At 69.1% G+C, this 19,314-nt stretch carries 15 protein-coding genes and 2 pseudogenes; 15 read left to right on the top strand and 2 right to left on the bottom strand.

Features of this window, described 5'->3' with window-relative positions; translation table 11 throughout:
• Positions 1-384: 384 nt before the first annotated feature.
• Positions 385-711 (bottom strand): excalibur calcium-binding domain-containing protein, encoded by a 327-nt coding sequence (locus tag EGK76_RS15760; RefSeq protein ID WP_096297116.1) that lies wholly within the window; start codon positions 709-711, stop codon positions 385-387.
• 371 nt (positions 712-1,082) lie between these two features.
• Entirely contained in the window at positions 1,083-2,030 is a 948-nt protein-coding gene (locus EGK76_RS12975) for a carbohydrate kinase family protein (protein ID WP_123832867.1), read from the bottom strand.
• A 195-nt stretch (positions 2,031-2,225) separates the two neighbouring features.
• Here EGK76_RS12975 and EGK76_RS12970 point away from each other — a divergent pair, with 195 nt between their 5' ends.
• From EGK76_RS12970 to rarD, 15 genes and pseudogenes are all read left to right on the top strand, one after another.
• Positions 2,226-3,266, top strand: a complete 1,041-nt coding sequence (locus EGK76_RS12970; protein ID WP_096297118.1) for a rod shape-determining protein — start codon at positions 2,226-2,228, stop codon at positions 3,264-3,266.
• A gap of 151 nt (positions 3,267-3,417) precedes the next feature.
• Positions 3,418-4,245, top strand: a pseudogene (gene mreC / locus EGK76_RS12965) (rod shape-determining protein MreC); the annotation flags it as partial.
• A 221-nt stretch (positions 4,246-4,466) separates the two neighbouring features.
• Positions 4,467-4,946 (top strand): rod shape-determining protein MreD, encoded by a 480-nt coding sequence (gene mreD, locus EGK76_RS12960; protein WP_123832865.1) that lies wholly within the window; start codon positions 4,467-4,469, stop codon positions 4,944-4,946.
• A 13-nt stretch (positions 4,947-4,959) separates the two neighbouring features.
• Positions 4,960-6,804, top strand: a pseudogene (gene mrdA, locus EGK76_RS12955) (penicillin-binding protein 2); the annotation flags it as partial.
• A gap of 143 nt (positions 6,805-6,947) precedes the next feature.
• On the top strand, positions 6,948-8,057 hold the full coding sequence (gene rodA, locus EGK76_RS12950) for a rod shape-determining protein RodA (RefSeq protein WP_096297122.1): 1,110 nt from the start codon (positions 6,948-6,950) through the stop codon (positions 8,055-8,057).
• A 112-nt stretch (positions 8,058-8,169) separates the two neighbouring features.
• A complete protein-coding gene (gene mltB, locus EGK76_RS12945) occupies positions 8,170-9,270 on the top strand; it encodes a lytic murein transglycosylase B (protein ID WP_233580302.1) in 1,101 nt (366 codons plus the stop codon).
• Positions 9,267-10,595 carry a septal ring lytic transglycosylase RlpA family protein gene (locus tag EGK76_RS12940; protein ID WP_123832863.1) on the top strand — a complete coding sequence of 443 codons (1,329 nt, stop codon included), beginning with the start codon at positions 9,267-9,269 and terminating at the stop codon, positions 10,593-10,595. Before mltB ends, EGK76_RS12940 begins: the two co-directional genes overlap by 4 nt.
• Positions 10,596-10,677: 82 nt before the next feature.
• The gene (locus EGK76_RS12935) at positions 10,678-11,883 is read left to right on the top strand and encodes a D-alanyl-D-alanine carboxypeptidase family protein (RefSeq protein WP_123832888.1); all 1,206 of its coding nucleotides are present in this window, start codon (positions 10,678-10,680) and stop codon (positions 11,881-11,883) included.
• Positions 11,884-12,109: 226 nt separating this feature from the next.
• On the top strand, positions 12,110-12,388 hold the full coding sequence (locus tag EGK76_RS12930) for a DUF493 family protein (RefSeq protein ID WP_096297126.1): 279 nt from the start codon (positions 12,110-12,112) through the stop codon (positions 12,386-12,388).
• 4 nt (positions 12,389-12,392) lie between these two features.
• Positions 12,393-12,860, top strand: a complete 468-nt coding sequence (locus tag EGK76_RS12925) for a BLUF domain-containing protein (RefSeq protein ID WP_096297127.1) — start codon at positions 12,393-12,395, stop codon at positions 12,858-12,860.
• Positions 12,830-13,516, top strand: a complete 687-nt coding sequence (gene lipB, locus EGK76_RS12920; RefSeq protein ID WP_123832862.1) for a lipoyl(octanoyl) transferase LipB — start codon at positions 12,830-12,832, stop codon at positions 13,514-13,516. The genes EGK76_RS12925 and lipB overlap by 31 nt, the downstream gene beginning before the upstream one ends.
• Positions 13,517-13,595: 79 nt before the next feature.
• A complete protein-coding gene (gene lipA, locus EGK76_RS12915; protein ID WP_096297129.1) occupies positions 13,596-14,603 on the top strand; it encodes a lipoyl synthase in 1,008 nt (335 codons plus the stop codon).
• A gap of 214 nt (positions 14,604-14,817) precedes the next feature.
• A complete protein-coding gene (locus tag EGK76_RS12910; protein ID WP_123832861.1) occupies positions 14,818-17,013 on the top strand; it encodes a carboxy terminal-processing peptidase in 2,196 nt (731 codons plus the stop codon).
• A gap of 460 nt (positions 17,014-17,473) precedes the next feature.
• On the top strand, positions 17,474-18,406 hold the full coding sequence (gene yedA, locus EGK76_RS12905; protein ID WP_096297131.1) for a drug/metabolite exporter YedA: 933 nt from the start codon (positions 17,474-17,476) through the stop codon (positions 18,404-18,406).
• Positions 18,403-19,314, top strand: coding sequence for an EamA family transporter RarD (gene rarD / locus EGK76_RS12900; protein ID WP_179948155.1), 912 nt, complete (start codon positions 18,403-18,405; stop codon positions 19,312-19,314). The genes yedA and rarD overlap by 4 nt, the downstream gene beginning before the upstream one ends.

Here is a 19,314-nt window from a genome sequence, read left to right as displayed (position 1 = left end):
GTCGGTGTAACGGTAGGTTGTTCTGGGGCCTGGTGTTGCCATGGGGCGCTCCTGACAGTTAGGTCAGGGTGTCCACTAAAGCGAAGGAACTACCGCGTCGGCTTGAATGATTTGTTAGGCAGTGAGTGGCCAGAACGGTTTGATGCCGCAACCGTGCTCCCCAGCACTGCCGCCTTTTGCCGAGCTTGCCACAGACTGCGGGACGGGGCTTGCCCGGTGAGCCTTGAAGCGCGGTGCGACCGAAGCCGTGGCCAGGTGGTACCGGGAAACTGCCGAAGCGGAAACCACCTGAAGGTTTTGTTCCACCACGGCCTAACGCCTGATTAAGCCGACCCACGAAGTGGGTTCGGCTTGAATTAATTGTTAGGCCGCACCGCGAGCAAGTTACTCACAGCCGACCCCATCATTGTCACGGTCCAGATGCGAACCGTACCCCGGATCGCCGCGTCGCACTGGTGCTGCGCCCGCGGCACGAGCCGCCGCGCAGTTGCGAAATGAGCCTTGTGTGGAACCCGCTGGCGCGGCTCTCGCAGGAGCAAGGTCTTGGCGGGACGCTGCCGGCGCCTGGGCCGAACTAGCCCGATGACAGTGATAGTCGCCTGTGCTTCTGTTGGTGTGGCACCCCTCGCTGTTCAAGCCGCCACTATGTCCAACGACCACGCCTGGAGCCAGAAGCAGAGCCAGAAACACCGATTTCTTTGGACTAGGCATGCACCCCCCCGTGCGGCCTAACTACTATCGGACCGCCTAAATGCGGTGTAGCGCCGAGTATCGGGCAAGCAGGCCTCCCTGGATAGGGGTGCTTACCTTGCTGGATCAATCGCTTGCAATGAGCGCGCAGTGCCGGAGCCTCCGGCGTTATCCGGCTGAAACGCGGGCGTATGAGTTACACCAGCCGATCTGCGGGTGTAACAGCGAGCGCGCCCGGCGCCGCTGCGATCTTTCGCCCGATAGGCACGCCTGACGGTCCCGTTTCCCGGAAGCGGCTGTGGGTTGCGATGGCCGGCCTGGCGGGTGGCGCCACAACGAAACAGGGCGACCCGAAGGCCGCCCTGTCTTTGTACTCTTCAGTACCGCTGGAATCAGGCGTTGCTACTTTCCAGCGAATAGCCGAACTGCTGCTTGAACTGCAGCGAAAACTCCGCGTAATCGAAACGCTGGTTCTGCGTGCCGGGGTGTTCGACCTTCAGCGCGCCCATCAGATTGCCGATGCGGCCGATGGTCAGCCAGTCGTAGCCCTTCTCGATGCCGAAGATCAGGCCGGCGCGGAAGGCGTCGCCGCAGCCGGTGGGGTCGGTGATGCGACGTTCGTGCGCGGGCGGGACGTCGTGGCTGGTGCCGTCGGCGTAAATCACCACGCCCTTGGGGCCGCGGGTGCAGATATAGGCGCGCACCTTGCCGGCGATGACCGTCTCGTCCCAGCCGGTGCGCTCCTGCAGCAGGTTGGACTCGTAGTCGTTGACGACGACGTAGTCGGCCAGTTCGATGAAGTGGCGCAGCTCCTCGCCGTTGAACAACGGCATGGCCTGGCCCGGATCGAAGATGAAGGGAATGCCGCCCTCGTGGAATTCGCGGGCGTTCTGCAGCATGCCGTCGCGGCCGTCCGGGCCGACGAGCCCGATCGTGACGTTCGGCACGTCCTTCACGTGATTCTCGTGGCTGCGCATCATCGCGCCGGGATGGAAGGCGGTGATCTGGTTGTTGTCGAGATCCGTGGTGATGAAGGCCTGCGGCGTGAACAGGTCGGGAATCTCGCGGACCTGGGACAGGTCGATCCCGTTTTCCTCGAACCATTCGCGGTAGGGGCCGAAATCCTGCCCCACGGTGCCCATCGGGATCGGCTCGCCACCCAGGAGTTTCAGGTTGTAGGCGATGTTGCCGGCGCAGCCGCCGAATTCGCGACGCATCCGCGGCACCAGGAACGAGACGTTCAGGATGTGCACTTTATCCGGCAGGATGTGGTTCTTGAACTGGTCAGGGAACACCATGATGGTGTCGTAGGCCAGGGAGCCGCAGATCAGCGCAGGCATCGGGTGGAAGCTCGTTCGTAGGGGGCACACAGGGTACCGGCGCGGGCAGGCCGAGGCCAGCGCGCAGGCCCGGCGCCAGGCGTGAGCGACCAGTCGGCGGCGGCGCAATCGGGGGCGGTCCGGGGCCGCGTGCGGGCGGCTTTTTTGCTAGGCTAATCCGCTTCGTTTCGCCATCTCGCCGGACGCCCTCTCCCGATGTTCAAGAAGTTCCGCGGTCTCTTCTCAAACGACCTGTCCATCGACCTGGGCACCGCCAACACCCTCATCTTCGTCCGCGGCCAGGGCATCGTGCTGAACGAGCCGTCGGTCGTGGCCGTGCGCCAGGATCGCAGCGCCGGCCAGAAGGTCGTCGCCGCCGTGGGCATGGAAGCCAAGCAGATGCTCGGCCGCACGCCCGGCAACATCACCACGCATCGCCCGATGAAGGACGGCGTCATCGCCGATTTCACCTACACCGAGGAGATGCTGAAGTACTTCATCAAGAAGGTGCACAAGTCGCGCTTCCTGCGCCCCAGCCCGCGCGTGCTGATCTGCGTGCCGGCGGGCTCCACCCAGGTCGAGAAGCGTGCGATCAAGGATTCGGCGCTCGAAGCCGGCGCCCGCGAGGTCTCGCTGATCGAAGAGCCCATGGCGGCTGCGATCGGCGCCGGCCTGCCGGTCACCGAGGCGCGCGGCTCGATGGTCGTCGACATCGGCGGCGGCACCACCGAAGTGGCGGTCATCGCGCTCAACGGCATCGTCTACTCGCAGTCGGCGCGCATCGGGGGCGACCGCTTCGACGAGTCGATCATCAACTACGTGCGCCGCAACCACGGCATGCTGATCGGCGAATCCACCGCCGAGCGCATCAAGCTCGAGATCGGCTGCGCCTACCCGCAGGAGCATCCGATCGAGGTCGAGGTCTCCGGTCGTCACCTGGCCGAGGGCGTGCCCAAGATCGTGACGATCAGCTCCAGCGAAGTGCTCGATGCGCTGCGCGAGCCGCTGTCGGGCATCGTCGAGGCGGTCAAGCAGGCGCTCGAGCAGACCCCGCCCGAGCTGTGCGCCGACGTCGCCGAGCGCGGCATCGTGCTGACCGGTGGTGGCGCGCTGCTGCGCGATCTCGATCGCCTGATCAGCGAGGCCACCGGCCTGCACGTGCAGGTGGCCGAGGATCCGCTGACCTGCGTGGCCCGCGGCGGCGGCCGTGCGCTGGAGCTGCTCGACCTGCACGGCAACGAGTTCTTCGCGGACTGATGCCGTCGGCCCCGGCCTCCACGAGCGGCGCCGCGTCCTGATGCGTGACGTCGTCCTGCGCTCCCGGGCCGCCAGCGCCCGCCCGCGCAGGCCGTCGCGGGGCGGGGCGCGTGTCCTCCCCATCCCCGCTGTCCTTCGCCGGTCCTGATCCGTGTCCTCCTACGCCAGCTCTCCCGCTCCCAGGCCCGGCGAGGTCGCGGGCACCCTGCGCCTGCTGGCCTATCTGGCGCTGTCGTGCGCGCTGCTGGTCAGCGATCACCAGGGCGGCTGGCTGTCGCAGTTCCGCCAGCAGGCGAGCATCGCGATGCAGCCGCTGTGGTGGCTGGCCGGGCTGCCGTCGCGGGTGGGGACGAGCATGCGCAACGATGCCGCCACCCGCACCCGGATGGCCGCCGACAACCGCCGGCTGCGCAACGAGCTGCTGGTGCTCAACGCCGGCCAGGCGCGGCTGCGCGTGGAGGCGGTCGAGAACACCCGCCTGCGGGCGCTGCTCGGCGCGGTCGAGCAGGGCAGCCTGGACGTGCAGCTGGCGCCGATCCTCAACGTGGACCAGGATCCGACGCGCCAGCGCCTGCTGCTCGATGCCGGCAGCCGCAACGGTGTGCGCGTGGGCCAGAGCGTCATCGACGCGGGCGGCCTGCTGGGGCAGGTCATCGCCGTCACCCCGATGACCGCCACCGTGCTGCTGGTGACCGATCTCGAGCACGCGGTGCCGGTGATCATCGCCCGCAACGGCGTGCGCCTGGTCGCCTACGGCAGTGGCCGGCCCGATCATCTCGCCCTGCGCAACGTGCCGCTGTCGGCCGACGTCGAGGTCGGCGACATCCTGGTGACCTCGGGGCTGGGCGGACGGTTTCCGCCCGGCTTCCCGGTCGGCACGATCACGGGCCTGGAGCCCGACGACAGCCGCGCGTTCCTGGTCGGTGACCTGCGGCCCGCGGCCCAGCTCGATCGGGGTCGCGATGTGCTGCTGCTGCGCGATGTGGTGGTGCCGGTGACGACCGCCGACCTCGAGGCCGCCGCCGCCGAGCGCGAGGCCGCGGCGCTCGCCCAGGACGAAGCCGATGCCGCGGCCGGAATCGGGACCGGCGCTGCTGCTGGTGCTGGCGGGGACGGTGATGCGCCGGCCCAAGTCGAACCCGGCGCCGGCGGCGCGCCAGCGCCGGCCAGCGAGCCGCCCGCGGCGCAGGAAGCGCAGCGATGAGCCGCACGCACAACCGCTGGCTGCTGCCGGTCAGCCTGTTCATGGCCCTGCTGCTGGGCCTGCTGCCGCTGCCCACCGGCCTGCAGCCGTTCCGGCCGTTCTGGCTGGCGCTGGTGATCGCCTACTGGGTGATCGAGGATCCCGACCGTGTCGGCCTGGGCGTCGCATTCGCGATGGGCCTGATCGCCGACCTCGCCTTTGGCGGCCTGCTCGGCGAGCAGGCGCTGCGGCTGGTGATCATGGCCTTCATCCTGCAGCGGTTCCGCTCGCAGCTGCGGTTCTTCCCCATCGCGCAGCAGGCGCTGGCGATCGGCGGCCTGCTGCTCAATGACCGCGTGGTCAGCGCGGCAATCCACTTCGCGCTGGGCCTGCCGCAGCTGCCGTGGACGTACTGGCTGGCGCCGCTGATCGGCATGCTGCTGTGGGCGCCGCTGTACCTGGTGATGGACGCGCTGCGCTTCGGGCGCAGGTCCTAGGCGGGCCCTGACGATGGCCAGGCGCGGTCGCCGCCACGATATCCGCAGCAATGCCGTCGAGACGGCGGCGTTCCGCAGCCGTGCGCTGATCGGCTTGGCGGCGGTGATCGTCGCGCTGGGCGTGCTGGCGGGCTGGTACTTCAAGCTGCAGGTCATCGACCACGACATCTACGCCACCCGCTCGGAGGCCAACCGCATCAAGCCGCGGCCCGTCGTGCCCGGGCGCGGACTGATCCTCGACCGCAAGGGCCGCATCCTCGCCGAGAACGAGCAGGCCTACCGGCTCGACGTGACCCCCGAGGAAGCCGGCGACCTGCACCGGCTGGTCACCGAGCTGTCGCGGATCATCGCGCTGTCGCCCGACGACATCATCCGGTTCCACCGCGAGCGCCGCGGCCAGCGCTCGTTCCGCGCGGTCACGCTGAAGCTGCGGATCAGCGAGGACGAGATGGCGCGTTTCGCGCTGGACCGCTGGCGCTTTCCGGGCGTGGAGGTGGTGCCTTATCTCAACCGGCACTACCCCTACGGCGACCTGTTCGCGCATGTGGTCGGCTACGTGGGCCGCACCGACGAAAGCGATGTCGAACGTTACGGGCCCACCCACCTGCTGTATCCGCAGACCGGCCGCACCGGCCTGGAGCGCTACTACGACGAGGCGCTGCGCGGAAAGATCGGCTACGAGCAAGTCGAGACCAATGTCGAAGGCCGCGCGCTGCGCAGGCTGGGCCTGCAACCGGCGACCGCCGGCGCCGACCTGCGCCTGAGCGTGGATGCCGACCTGCAGCAGGCCATGGTCATGGCCTTCGGCGGCCTGCACGGCTCGGCGGTGGCGGTCGATCCGGCCACCGGCAACGTGCTGGGCATGGTCAGCCTGCCGAGTTTCGACCCGAACCTGTTCGTCAGCGGAATTTCGCACACCGACTACCGCCGCCTGATGGACGACCCGGCGCGGCCGCTGTTCAACCGCAACGTGCTCGGCGGCGGGCCGCCGGGTTCGACGATCAAGCCGCTGGTCGCGCTGGCCGGCGTCGACAGCGGCCTGCGCACGCCCGCGTCGCGGGTGTTCTCGACCGGCGAATTCTTCATTCCCGGCCAGCGCCGCGGCTACCGCGACGCCGCCCGCGGCGCCGGCTGGACCGACCTGCGTGATTCGATCGCCCGCTCGGTCAACTACTACTACTACCAGCTCGCCTACGAGATGGGCATCGAGCGATTCGACGAATACATGACGCGCTACGGGTTCGGCCAGCCGACCGGCATCGACCTGCTGGGCGAGAACGCCGGCATCGTGCCGTCACCGCGCTTCAAGGCCACGCGGACCCGCGAGCCCTGGTATGCCGGCGAGACCGTGATTGCCGGTATCGGCCAGGGCTACTGGATCGCCACCGCGCTGCAGCTCGCCCGCGGCACCGCCGCGATCGCCAATGGCGGGCAGCTCCACACCCTGCATCTGGCGGCCGAGCGCCGTGACGGCTTCGATGCGCCGTGGCGCGCGGTGCCGAGGCCGGCGCCGACGTCGATCACCGATCGCCCCGAGCATCTGCGCGCGGTGCAGGAGGGCATGGTCACCACGATCCACGGCCGCGGCACCGGCACGCGCATGGCGATCGGCGCGGAGTACCGCATGGCCGGCAAGACCGGCACCGCGCAGCGGGTCAGCCGCCGTGGCAGCGCCAGTACCGATCCGCGCAACCTGCCTTACCACCTGCGCCACCAGGCCCTGTTCGTCGGCTATGCGCCGGCGGAAAACCCGACGATCGCGCTCGCGGTGACCGTCGAGCACGGCGGCTATGGCGGCACCACCGCCGGCCCGATCGCGCGGCGGATCTTCGATGCCTGGCTGCTCGGCAAGATGCCGGAGATGGAAGTCGATGCCGTCACCGGCGCGCCGTCCGCGGGGGCCGGGACGGCGCCACAGGCCGCCCCTTCGTTCGATGCGGTGGTGGCCGGCGTGCGGACCGCGCCGCGCGACGCCAGCGGCCGCTTCCCCGGAGTGACGCCGTGAACGTGATCCTGCGCTGGCTGCTCGACATGCTGCAGCGTTTCACCCGCACGCTCGACTGGCCGCTGCTCGCCGCACTGAGCGCACTGATGGCGATCGGCCTGGCCGTGCTCTACAGCGCCACCAACCAGAGCACGGCGGCGGTGTTGTCGCAGGGCAGCCGCTTCGTCATCGGCCTGGGCGCGATGTGGCTGCTGTCGCGGGTGCCGGCCGTGCAGCTGCGCCGCTTCACCCCGGCGGCGTATGTGGTGTCGCTGCTGCCGCTGATCGCGGTGTTGCTGGTGGGCACCGGGCGCAGCGGCCAGCACTGGCTCAACCTCGGCGCGTTCTATATCCAGCCGGCCGAGCTGATGAAGCTGTCCTTGCCGATGATGACGGCCTGGTGGCTGGGCCAGCAGCCGCTGCCGCCGCGACTTGGCACCGTGCTCGTCGCCGCCGCGATCATCGGCCTGCCGACCGGACTGGTGATGCTGCAGCCGGATCTGGGCACCGCGGTGCTGGTGGCCTCGGGCGGGATATTCGCGCTGTACCTGGCCGGGCTGTCCTGGTGGTGGTTCATCGGGGGCGCCGGCGCCGTCGCGATCGCCGCGCCGGCTGCATGGCTGTGGTATTTCCAGCCCTACCAGAAGGCGCGGATCATGATGTTCCTCGATCCCGAATCCGACCCGCTGGGCGAGGGCTGGAACATCATCCAGTCGAAGATCGCCATCGGCTCGGGCGGATTCACCGGCCAGGGCTGGGGCAACGGCTCGCAGTCGCACCTCAACTACGTGCCCGAGCACACCACCGACTTCATCTTCGCGGTCCTCAGCGAGGAGTTCGGCTGGCTCGGCGTGGTGACGGTGCTGGGCCTGTACCTGTTCATCGTCGGCCGCTGCCTGTGGATCGCCAGCGAAGCGCGCGACGGCTTCTCGCGGCTGCTGGTCGGCAGCCTTGGCCTGGCGCTGTTCGTCTATGTGATCGTCAACGGCGGCATGATTTCCGGGCTTCTGCCTGTGGTCGGCGTGCCGATGCCGCTGTTGAGTCTGGGCGGCACCGCGGCGGTCTCGCTGCTGGCCGGCTTCGGTGTGGTGATGGCGGTGCAGGCCAGCGCGACGCGGCGGCGATGAGCGCCCTGCAAGCATGACGGCCCCTGACTGCGCAGCCACTGCGCTGCATGGCCTGCGCACGTGCGTGCTAACCTCGCCGCCGATGAGCCGACGCCCGTTTTTCCGACTCGCCGTGGCCGCGCTGCCTCTTGCATTGGCAGCGTGTGCGACCCCCGTCAATCCGTCCGATGGTCATGCCGCGGACTACGGTGCGGTGAAACCGCTGCCCGAGCCCACGCGTCCGGAAGGCGCGTTGCTCGCGCCGGTGCCGCAACCGCCCGAGCGCCCGGTCGCGCCGACCTCGGTCACTGATCCGGCGATTCCGCGCGCGCAGCGTGTCGAGAATTTCGTCACCTACACCGCGCAGACCTACGGGGTCGATCCCGCCCATGTGCGCAGCGTGCTGGCGCAGGCGACGGTGCAGCAGCCGATCCTCAACGCGATCAGCCGGCCGGCAGAGGCCGTGCGCCCCTGGCGCGACTACCGCCCGATCTTCATCAACGACGCGCGCATCAACGGTGGCGTGGCGTTCTATCGCGAGAACCGCACGGCCCTCGATCGCGTGGCGGCCCAGACCGGCGTGCCGGCCGAGTACATCGTCGCGATCATCGGCGTGGAGACCAGCTACGGCCGCATCACCGGCACGTGGAAGGTGATCGATGCGCTCTACACGCTGGCCTTCGACTACGCCCCGCGCGCGCCGTTCTTCGCCGGTGAGCTCGCCCAGCTGTTCGCGCTGGAGAAGGCGGAGCCGCAGCTCGACATCCTCGGGCTCAAGGGCAGCTATGCCGGCGCGATGGGCATGGGCCAGTTCATGCCGTCGAGCTATCGCCTGTGGGCCAAGGACGGTGACGGCGACAGCCGCCGCGACCTGCTGACCCACAAGCCGGACGTGTTCGCGTCGATCGCGAACTATTTCGTCGTGCACGGCTGGGACCGCGGCGGCCCGGTCGTCGCGCGCGCGCAGCGCGCCGCGTCGGCCGCCGACTTCAAGCCCGAGAACTGGGAGCCGGTGTATCCGCTGTCGGCGCTGGCCGCGCGCGGCTACACGCCTGCGCCGGGCGAGCCGACCGTCGAGGGCGCGACGCTGCTGTCGCTAGATGGCGAGGGCGGCAAGGAGCACTGGCTGGCGTATCGCAATTTCTACGTGATTACCCGCTACAACCGCTCGCCGATGTATTCGCTGTCGGTGCATCAGCTCGCCCAGGCGATCCGGGCCGGGGTCGGGCCGTGATCCGATGGCTGCTGCCGCTGTCGGCGCTGTTGCTGCTTGCCGGTTGTGCCGGCGGCAACAAGCGCGCGGCGGGACCAGCCGGAAAGGAGACGGTCGGCGCGCCGAAGCACTCCACCCAGGCGCATCGACCGGCATCCGCAGGCCAGCGCCGCGTGTCGCCGTATGCGCCGGCGCAGGAGGATCCCAACACCCGCGGCCACTACACCGCCGGTGGTCTGTACCGCCCGGGTGTGCCCGACAGCCTGCCGGCCTACCTGCCCGACGTGGATGCGATCCCCGAGCCGGAAGTCGTCGACCTGCCGCGCTCGCCGGTCGGCAACCGCAGTCCCTACCAGGTGCTGGGCAAGAGCTACACCGTGCTCGACGACCACAGCGAGTTCGCCGAGACCGGCACCGCGTCCTACTACGGCGCCAAGTTCCACGGCCGGCTGACCTCCAATCGCGAGGTCTACGACATGTACGCCTTCACCGCCGCGCACAAATCGCTGCCGTTGCCGAGCTTCGCCCGGGTGACCAACCTCGATACCGGAAAATCCGTGGTCGTGCGCGTCAATGACCGCGGGCCCTTCCATGAAGGCCGGGTGGTCGACCTGAGCTATGCCGCCGCGGTGAAGATCGGCATCCATCCGGCGGGCACCGGGCGCGTCGAAGTGCGCGCACTGACGCCCGGCGAGAACGCGCGCCACGACTACGATGCGGTCGCCACCGCCTCGCCCGGCGTGGTGCCGGCGGCCCGCGCCGTGGCCCCGGCCCGGACGCATGCGGCGCCGGTCGTTGCCTCGCCGGCGGCCAGCGCCATCGACGCAATCGTCGAGACCCTGCCGATCGCCAGCGCGCGTGCCGGCGAGCGGCCCGCGCCGGCGCCCCAGGCCGACCCCGCGAACGGTCGCTTCAACATGTACCAGAACGGCCGGATCATGACGGCCGACGACTTCGACGCCTGGCTGGCCGCGCGCGGGGTGAAGATCGAGAACGGTCGCCAGGTGCCGTTGCATCCGCAGCCCGAGGCCGCGCAGACCGCGCCGGCCGCATCCGCGGCGACACCGGTCGCGCCCGCCGCGGCGCCGGGTCCGACCGCGCCGGTCGCCGCTGTAGGCGATGTCACCCTCCAGGTCGCTGCATTCGGTGCGCGCGCCAATGCCGAGCGCGCGCTGGCCACGCTGCAGGGCGCCGGCATCGCCGCGGCGCAGCTCTCCGACGGCACCGCCGCCGGCAAGCCGGTCTGGCGCCTGCGCGTGGGGCCGGTCGCGGCCGCCCAGGTCGCCGAAATGTCCTCGCGCGTTGCCCGTCTGGGCTTCGGCGCGCCGTCCGTCGTTCGCGACTGAACCTTCTTTTCAACCGCCGGCCTGCAACGACCGGCACCCCGGAGTCCTGCATTACATGAAAGTGTCCGTAGTCGTTTCGCGCATGCTGCTGGTGGCCGCGGCCACCGCGATGGTCGGCATCGCCGTCGCCCAGGATCCCGCGCCCAGGCCGCAGCCGGCAGCCACGCCGGCGGCCGCCGCGCCCGCGCTCAGCGACGACCTGCCGACCCCGCCGCCGCCCGCGATCACCGGCACCGCCTGGATCCTGATGGATTACGCGACCGGCCAGATGCTGGCGGGCCACAATCCCGATGAGCGCGTCGAGCCGGCCAGCATCACCAAGGTGATGACCAGCTACGTGATCGCCGCCGAACTCGCCGCCGGCAAGATCAAGCCCGACGACCAGGTGCTGATGAGCGAGAACGCCTGGCGCAAGGGCGGCGCCGGCACCGATGGCAGTTACAGCGGTTTTCCGGTCAACCAGACCGCGCCGCTGCTGGACATGGAAATCGGCATGGTCGTGCAGTCGGGCAACGACGCCGCGATCGCGCTGGCCGAGCACGTTGCCGGCAGCGAGGAGGCCTTCGCCCAGCTGATGAACGCCTACGCCGCGCGCATCGGCATGAAGAACAGCCAATTCGAGAACGCGACCGGTCTTTCGGGCCCCGAGCACTATTCGACCGCGCGCGACCTGGCGATCCTCGGCCGCGCGATGGTGCGCGACTTCCCCGAGGAGTACGCGCACAACAAGATCAAGGAATTCACCGTCGGGCCGATCACCCAGCACAACCGCAACCGCCTGCTGTGGCGCGACGACTCCGTCGACGGCATCAAGACCGGCCACCACAGTGGCGCCGGCTATTGCCTGATGGCCTCGGCCCAGCGCGGTGACCAGCGTCTGGTCTCGGTGGTCATGGGTTCGACAAGCGAGGCGCAGCGCGCCACCGATTCGCTGGCGCTGCTCAACTGGGGCTTCCGCTTCTTCGAGACCCATGCCGTCTATGACGCCGAAAAGTCGGTTGCGACGCAGAAGGTCTGGAAGGGGAAGACCGACGAAGTGCAGCTGGGTGTCGCCGCGCCGATGCTGGTGTCGATGCCGCGCGGCAAGTACGCGCAGCTCAAGCCGTCGATGGACATTCCGCAGACGATCGTTGCGCCGATCGAGAAGGGCCAGCAGATCGGCACCGTGCGCGTGATGCTCGACGACGAGGTGGTTGCCGAGCGCCCGCTGGTGGCGCTCGAGGCGGTCGAGGAAGCTGGTTTCTTCAAGCGCCTGTGGCACGAGTTCCTGATGTGGTGGAACGCCTGAAACCGGGCGGCCTACCGGCCGGATGATGTCGCCGGATTGATCCCTTCTCCCTTGAAGGGATCGCGGTAGCGGAATGGAGTGTTCCTGGCCGTGGCCCGCGGGCGCGGTCGGCATGGTTGCGGCTGCGCCGGCCCTCCACGACGCAGCGCGTCAACGCTTGAACGAAAGGACGCTGCGGCGGATTCGCCGCTTGGGTTCCGCTGCCGCTGCCCCGATAATCTGCGCGATGGACATCACCTCCGACAATCCCGAACACGGCTTCCAGTTTCCCGGCACCTTCGAGATCACCGCCATGGGCGCGGCCGACGCCGGACTCGAGACCGAAATCCCGCGCCTGCTGATTGCCGCAGGCATCGCGGTGCTCGACGAGACCGTGACCACTCGCGCCTCGAGCGGCGGCAAGTACGTGTCGATCAAGCTGCACATCCGTGCCGACTCGCGCGAACAGTACGACGCGGCGCACGTGGCGCTGCGCGGGCATCCCGAAGTGAAGTGGACGCTCTGATCCAATGATCCGCCAGCTGCTCTATCGCAGCGGGCAGCTGTGCGAGTTCACCGGGTCCGATATGGCCGGCCTGCTGCGGCGCGCGCGTGACTTCAATGCGGGCCGAGGCATCGGCGGCATGCTGCTGTTCCACGACGGACTGTTCATGCAGGTGCTCGAGGGGCCCGCTGCGGCCGTGGATGCCCTGTATGCCCGCATCGCCGCCGACGTGCGCCACTGCGAGGTGCGGTTGCTGGTCCGCACCGAGCGCGCGGCGGCGCTGTTGCCGGGGGTGCCGATGGCCTGGGCGGAGACCCCGCCCGACGGCGATGCGCCGGTATTTCCGCGGCTGGAGAATGACCGCCGCGCCCTCGATCTGCTGGCGCGCGCTGGCGGTGACCGCATCGCCACGGCGATGCGCGGATTCCTGCAGGGTGCCGCGGTGCCCGAGGGCGGGCTGGGCTGTGCCCGGGTCGCGGAGCGGGTGCTGTGAGTCGGGCGCCGGCCATCGTGCGCCTGCTCGAACGGCAGCCCTACGTGCCGGTCTGGCGCGCGATGCAGCGCTTCACCGATGCGCGCGATGCGCAGACCAGCGACGAGCTGTGGGTGGTGGAGCACGATCCGGTCTTCACCCTCGGCCAAGCAGGCAAACCCGAGCACGTACTGGCCCCGGGCGACATCCCGGTGGTGCAGGTCGATCGCGGGGGACAGGTCACCTATCACGGGCCCGGCCAGCTGGTCGTCTATCCACTGCTCGACCTGGTGCGGCTCGGGATCGGGGTGCGCGATTACGTGTGCCGGATCGAGCAGGCCATCATCGACACGCTCGGCGACTGGAACATCGAGGCTGTGCGCCGCGACGGCGCGCCCGGGGTCTATGTCAACGAGGCCAAGATCGCCGCGCTCGGCATCCGCGTGCGGCGGGGACGCACGTTCCACGGCCTGGCCTTCAATCTCGCGATGGATCTCGAACCGTTCCGGCGCATCAATCCCTGTGGCTATGCCGACCTGCAGGTCGTCTCGCTTGCCGATCTCGGCGGGCCGTCGTCGCCGGCGGCGGTCACACCCGCGCTGCTCGGCCACCTCGCTGCGCAGTTCGGCCTGGCGCTCGACAGCGGTCCGGCGCCGCCGCTGCCGGGCACTGAATGACACGCAGCATCCTCGCGCCTGCGGCAGACAGTGCCGGGGCAGGGACCTACAATGGCCGCCTGCTTCGCGTGAGCCCGTCATGACCCAGACTGCCGACAAATCGATTCCGCTGCAGGTGGTGTCCGCACCGCCGGCCGCTCCGTTGCAGACCGGCGTCAAGCAGGTCGCGGGCGACAAGATCGCGCGCTCGCCGGTGCAGTTCGCGGAGGCACCGGTGCTGCGCAAGCCATCGTGGATCCGCGTGCGCATTCCATCCAACGGCGCGGTCGCGGCGCTGAAGGCCAAGCTGCGCGAGAACCGCCTGGTCACGGTCTGCGAAGAAGCCAGCTGCCCGAACATCCACGAGTGCTTCGGCCACGGCACCGCCACCTTCATGATCCTCGGCGAGGTCTGCACCCGCCGCTGCTCGTTCTGCGACGTCGCCCACGGCCGGCCGAAGCCGCCCGATGCCGCCGAGCCGCTGAAGCTTGCGGCGACGATCGCCGACATGGGCCTGAAATACGTCGTGATCACCTCGGTCGACCGCGATGACCTGCGCGACGGCGGCGCCCAGCATTTCGTCGACTGCATCCGCGAGGTACGCGCGCAGTCGCCGGCCATCCGCATCGAGATCCTCACGCCGGACTTCCGCGGCAAGGGCCGGATGGAGCGCGCGCTGGAGATCCTCAGGTCCGATCCGCCCGACGTGTTCAACCACAACGTCGAGACGGTGCCCGATCTCTACCGCAACGTGCGCCCGGGCGCGGACTACCAGTGGTCGCTCGACCTGCTGAAGAAGTTCAAGGCCCAGCATCCGGGCGTGCCGACCAAGTCCGGCATCATGCTCGGCCTCGGCGAGACCATGGAGCAGGTGCAGGGCACCCTGCGCGACCTGCGCGCGCACGACGTCGAAATGGTCACGATCGGCCAGTACCTGCAGCCCTCGTCCCACCATCACCCGGTGCTGCGCTACTGGACTCCCGAGGAGTTCAAGGCGCTCGAGGACTTCGGCATGGCGCTCGGCTTCCAGCACGTGGCCTCCGGCCCGCTGGTGCGTTCGTCGTACCACGCCGACCGCCAGGCGATGGAAGCCGGCGTCGCTGCCTGAGGCTCCTTCCCGCGTTAACACGTAGATCATTCTTCGCTCACGCAGTTCGCGTGCGCCACGGTTCACCGTGCGCTGAACGTAACGACAGTTCGCCGTCGCGGTCTTCCATGGATGGGCGCCGTACATGCAACTTTCGGCACTGTCGACGCGTCTGTTCACGCGACAGGCTCGAATGCATGTCGCATGATGAGCGCATCCGCAACCAGGACCCTGCATGAAAGTTTCCCGAGTCGTTTCCGGCTCCCTGATCGCCCTCGCGCTGGCGGTGCCGCTTGCGTTGATGGCGCGGCCCGATGCCGTCGCCAACGTGCCGGCGACCGCCCCCAATGTCGACCAGGTGGCCGCGTCGAAGCTGGTGTACGGCCTGCTCTCCGACAGCCGGTACGCTTATCGTCCGCGCGCGCTCGACGAGAGCCTCTCGGGTGAGATCTTCGACCGCTATTTCGAGAATCTCGACGGCGGAAAGCTGTTCTTCACCCAGCAGGACATCGCCCGCTTCGAGCCGCTGCGGGCGGGCATGGGCGCGGCGGTCCGCGACGGCAATGTGGCGCCTGCGCTGGAGATCTTCGCGCTCTACAAGCAGCGTGTCGCCGAGCGCATCGCCCACGCGCGCGAGCTGCTCAAGCAGGACATCTTCGATTTCAGCGGCAAGGACCGCTGGGAGTACGACCGCGAGGACGCCGCCTGGGCCGCCGACACGAATGAGCTCGACGCCCTGTGGCGGCAGTCCGTGCGCAACGACTGGCTGCGCCTGGAGCTTGCGGGCAAGTCCCCCGACGAGATCCGCAAGACGCTCGACCGTCGCTACCTCAACACCGCCAACACGGTTGCGTCGCTCAACGACGAGGATGCCTTCAGCAGCTTCCTCAATGCCTACACCGGCTCGATCGATCCGCACACCGACTACTTCAATCCGCGCGCCGCACGCCTATTCAACCAGAGCATGTCGCTGTCGCTCGAAGGCATCGGCGCGCAGCTGCAGAAGCAGGACGACGTGGTCGTGATCCGCGAGGTCATCGCCGGCGGCCCCGCGGCGTTGAGCAACCGCTTCAAGCCCGGCGATCGCATCGTCGGCGTCGGCCAGGGCACCGACGGGCCGATGGAGGACGTGATCGGCTGGCGCATCGACGACGTGGTCGAGAAGATCAAGGGCCCGAAGGACACCCAGGTGCGCCTGGACGTGGTCCCGGCCGAGGCCACGCTCGACAGTGAACCGGTGCGCATCACCCTGACGCGCGCGCGCGTGCGCCTCGAGGAACAGGCCGCGAAGGGCGAGACGCTGACCCTGCCGGCCGACGTGCCCGGCGGCCGCGACAAGAAGATCGGCGTGATCAAGCTGCCGGCGTTCTACCAGGATTTCGAGGGTCGCCGGAACCGGGATGGCGAGTACGCCTCGGCGACCCGCGACGTCGCGCGCCTGCTCGAACAGTTCAAGGCCGAGAAGGTCGACGGCGTGGTCCTGGACCTGCGCAACAACGGTGGCGGTTCGCTCAACGAGGCGGTCGAGCTCACCGGTCTGTTCATCGACCAGGGGCCGGTCGTGCAGGTGCGCGAGTCCGGCGGCCGGGTCGGCGTGCAGGGCGACCGCGATCCGGGCGTGGCCTGGGACGGCCCGCTCGCGGTGCTGATCAACCGCGGTTCGGCTTCCGCATCGGAGATCGTCGCCGGCGCCATCCAGGACTACGGTCGCGGCCTGATCATCGGCGAGACCACGTTCGGCAAGGGCACCGTGCAGAACCTGGTGGATCTCGATCGCTGGCCGGCCAACGAGTCCAAGCGCTACGGCCAGGTCAAGCTGACGATCGCGCAGTTCTTCCTGCCCGGCGGCAGCAGCACGCAGAACAAGGGCGTGGAGCCGGACATCCATTTCCCGGTCACCGTCGATGCCACCGAGTTCGGCGAGAGCACCTACGACAACGCATTGCCGTGGACGCGGATCGCCGCGGTGCCGCATATCCAGTACGGCGACTTCAGCCCGCTGCTGCCGCGCCTCGAGCAGCTGCACGAGGCGCGCGTCGCCACGGACAAGGAGTTCACCTGGTGGGCCGAAGACATTGCCGAGTTCCGCGCCGAGCGCGACAAGAAGTACGTCTCGCTGAACATGGATGAGCGCCGCGCCGAGCGGGATCGCCAGTCCGAGAAGCGCCGGGTGCGTCAGGAAGAGCGCATCGCGCTCGGTCTCGAACTCGACCCGCTGGCCGAGGATTCCGATGACGACGGCCTGCAGGCCAGCGAGCGTGCGATCGCCCAGCAGGCCCGGCTGGAACAGGCTGCCGAAGATCGCCCCGATCCGTTGCTGCGGGAGGCGGCGGCGATCCTCGCCGACGCGGTCCGCCTGCTCAACGCCGACCGCGCCCTCTCGGCCGCCGTGTTGCCGGTATCGACCGCGCCGGGACGCTGGGCGCGCTGATCGGCTGACGGTTCTGCCCACGAAAACCGCTGCGGGCGATCGCAGCGGTTTTTTTCTTGCCCGAAAAGCGCCGGTGTCATCCTCGAACCGGAGCGTGGACCGCAGGACCGGCGCCCGCCGGCGCAGGCGGGACTCTCGTGCACCGCGGGAAGAAAGCTCGAACCTTCGCCGGGTTCGCGACGCGTGGGCGGTGTCGGGCGACCAGACGCTTCGTCCCCCGTGGGTCGTGTCCGGCCCGGGTCGCCACGCGTCAACCTGCACCAAGCTCACGGGCTTTCCGATCGCCCCTCGGCGCGTATGAGCCGAAACGCCATGCGAGCGGCCTCCAGTGGCGGCAGGCCTACGGCGGACGCCTAAGGCAGGGGCGATGCAATGCCACCGTTCCAGCCGTGCAACGGCGTGCGGGCGTAGAATTCCGCACCCGCATTCGCGGCTGCCCATCTCCTTTCGCGGAATTCCCATGAGCGTCGCGCCGGTGTCGCGTCCCGCCTCCGTCCTGGCCATCGCGCTGGCGCTGATGGCCGTCTATCTGGTCTGGGGGTCGACCTATCTCGCGATCCGCTTCGCGCTCGAAGGTGGCTATCCGCCGCTGCTGATGGCGGGCCTGCGGTTCATCGCCGCCGGCGGGCTGATGTATGCCGCGCTGCGCCTGCGCGGCGTGCCGGCGCCGACCCGCGCGCAGTGGCCCAACGTGCTCGCGATGGGCGTGCTGCTGCTGGGTCTGGGCAACGGCCTGGTCTGCATCGCCGAGCAGAGTGTGTCGTCGGGACTGGCCGCGGTTGCAGTGGCCTCGGCGCCGATCTGGATCGCCCTGTTCGCGGCGATCCGCGGCGACCGGCCTTCGCGCATCGAATGGGCTGGCCTGGCGGTCGGCTTCGCCGGGGTGTTGTGGCTCAACGCCGGCAGCTCGCTGACCGCGACGCCGACGGGGCTGATCGCATTGCTGATCGCCCCACTGGCCTGGGCCTTCGGTTCGGTATGGAGCCGGGGTCGGGACCTGCCGTCGCCGTTCATGGCGGCTGCGTCGCAGATGCTCGCCGGCGGCGTGATCATTCTCGTGGCCGGGCTGCTGGTCGGCGAACGCTTCACCGAGCTGCCTACGCTCAAGGGCACGCTGTCGGTGGCCTACCTGACCTCGTTCGGCTCGATCATCGGGTTCACCGCCTATGTCTGGCTGCTGCACAACGTGCGCCCGACACTCGCCGGCAGCTACGCCTACGTCAACCCGGCGATCGCGGTGCTGCTGGGTGCATGGCTCGCGAACGAGCGCTTCCAGGTCAACGACATCGGCGCGATGGTGGTGATTCTGGTCGCGGTGGTCGCGATCACGCTGGGCCGCGCGCGTGCGCGCAAACCGGTGCCGGTGCCCGCGGCCGCTGGGGACCGGTCTTGATCGACGCCGCGCAGAGCCGCCGCGGCGTATGGATCGCGGTTGCCGCCTTCGTCATCTGGGGCCTGATGCCGCTGTACTGGCATCTGCTCAAGCATGTCCCGTCGCTGCAGATCGTGCTGCACCGCTCGATCTGGTGCGCGATTCTCGTCGCCGCCTTCCTCACCATCCGCCAGGGCCGCGGCTGGCTGCGCGAGATCCTCGCCCAGCCCAGGCTCGCCGGCATGCTGGCGATATCGGGCACTCTGATCGCGGCGAACTGGGCGCTGTACGTGTGGGCGGTCAACAGCGGCCACGTCGTCGAGACGAGCCTGGGCTACTTCATCAATCCACTGCTCAACGTCGTCATCGGCGTGGTGTTCCTGCGCGAGCGGCTGTCGGTGGCGCAGTGGGTGGCGGTCGCGCTGGCGGCGGGCGGGGTGGCGTGGCTGACATTCAATTACGGCAGTTTTCCCTGGATCGCGTTGTGCCTGGCCGGTTCGTTCGCGCTGTACGGCCTGATCCGCAAGTTCGCTGCCGTGGAGGCGGTCCAGGGGCTCGGGGTCGAGAACCTGTTCGTGTTCGGACCGGCGGTGCTCGCGCTGGCGTGGTTCGAAAGCCAGGGCGGTGGCGGCTTCTTCTCTCTGCGTTGGGGCGGCTGGACCGATGTGCTGCTGGTGCTGGGCGGCGCGCTGACCGCGATCCCGCTGATCTGCTTCGCCTATGCGGTGCGGCGCGTGCCGCTGACGGTCGTGGGGCTGCTGCAGTACATCGGCCCGACGCTGCAGCTGCTGCTGGGGGTGTTCTTCTTCGGCGAGGCCTTCGGCATCGATCGCGCGGCAGGCTTCGGTTTCATCTGGGCAGGCCTGGCGGTGTTCGCCGTCGACGGCTACCTGCGCTCGCGGCGCCGGATCGTCGCGCAGCAGGCCTGA

This window comes from Luteimonas sp. 100069, assembly GCF_003813845.1.
GTDB classification, from domain to species: domain Bacteria; phylum Pseudomonadota; class Gammaproteobacteria; order Xanthomonadales; family Xanthomonadaceae; genus Luteimonas; species Luteimonas chenhongjianii.
The sequence above is the reverse complement of the archived record's forward strand: the minus strand, read 5'-3'. Positions and strand labels throughout refer to the sequence as shown.

Bases quoted from the DNA above. Each gene is read 5' to 3' on its own strand.
- EGK76_RS15760 (WP_096297116.1), bottom strand. From the start codon at position 711: ATGCCTAGTCCAAAGAAATCGGTGTTTCTGGCTCTGCTTCTGGCTCCA.
- EGK76_RS12975 (WP_123832867.1), bottom strand. From the start codon at position 2,030: ATGCCTGCGCTGATCTGCGGCTCCCTGGCCTACGACACCATCATGGTG.
- EGK76_RS12970 (WP_096297118.1), top strand. From the start codon at position 2,226: ATGTTCAAGAAGTTCCGCGGTCTCTTCTCAAACGACCTGTCCATCGAC.
- mreD (WP_123832865.1), top strand. From the start codon at position 4,467: ATGAGCCGCACGCACAACCGCTGGCTGCTGCCGGTCAGCCTGTTCATG.
- EGK76_RS12935 (WP_123832888.1), top strand. From the start codon at position 10,678: ATGCTGCTGGTGGCCGCGGCCACCGCGATGGTCGGCATCGCCGTCGCC.
- EGK76_RS12930 (WP_096297126.1), top strand. From the start codon at position 12,110: ATGGACATCACCTCCGACAATCCCGAACACGGCTTCCAGTTTCCCGGC.
- EGK76_RS12925 (WP_096297127.1), top strand. From the start codon at position 12,393: ATGATCCGCCAGCTGCTCTATCGCAGCGGGCAGCTGTGCGAGTTCACC.
- lipA (WP_096297129.1), top strand. From the start codon at position 13,596: ATGACCCAGACTGCCGACAAATCGATTCCGCTGCAGGTGGTGTCCGCA.
- EGK76_RS12910 (WP_123832861.1), top strand. From the start codon at position 14,818: ATGAAAGTTTCCCGAGTCGTTTCCGGCTCCCTGATCGCCCTCGCGCTG.
- yedA (WP_096297131.1), top strand. From the start codon at position 17,474: ATGAGCGTCGCGCCGGTGTCGCGTCCCGCCTCCGTCCTGGCCATCGCG.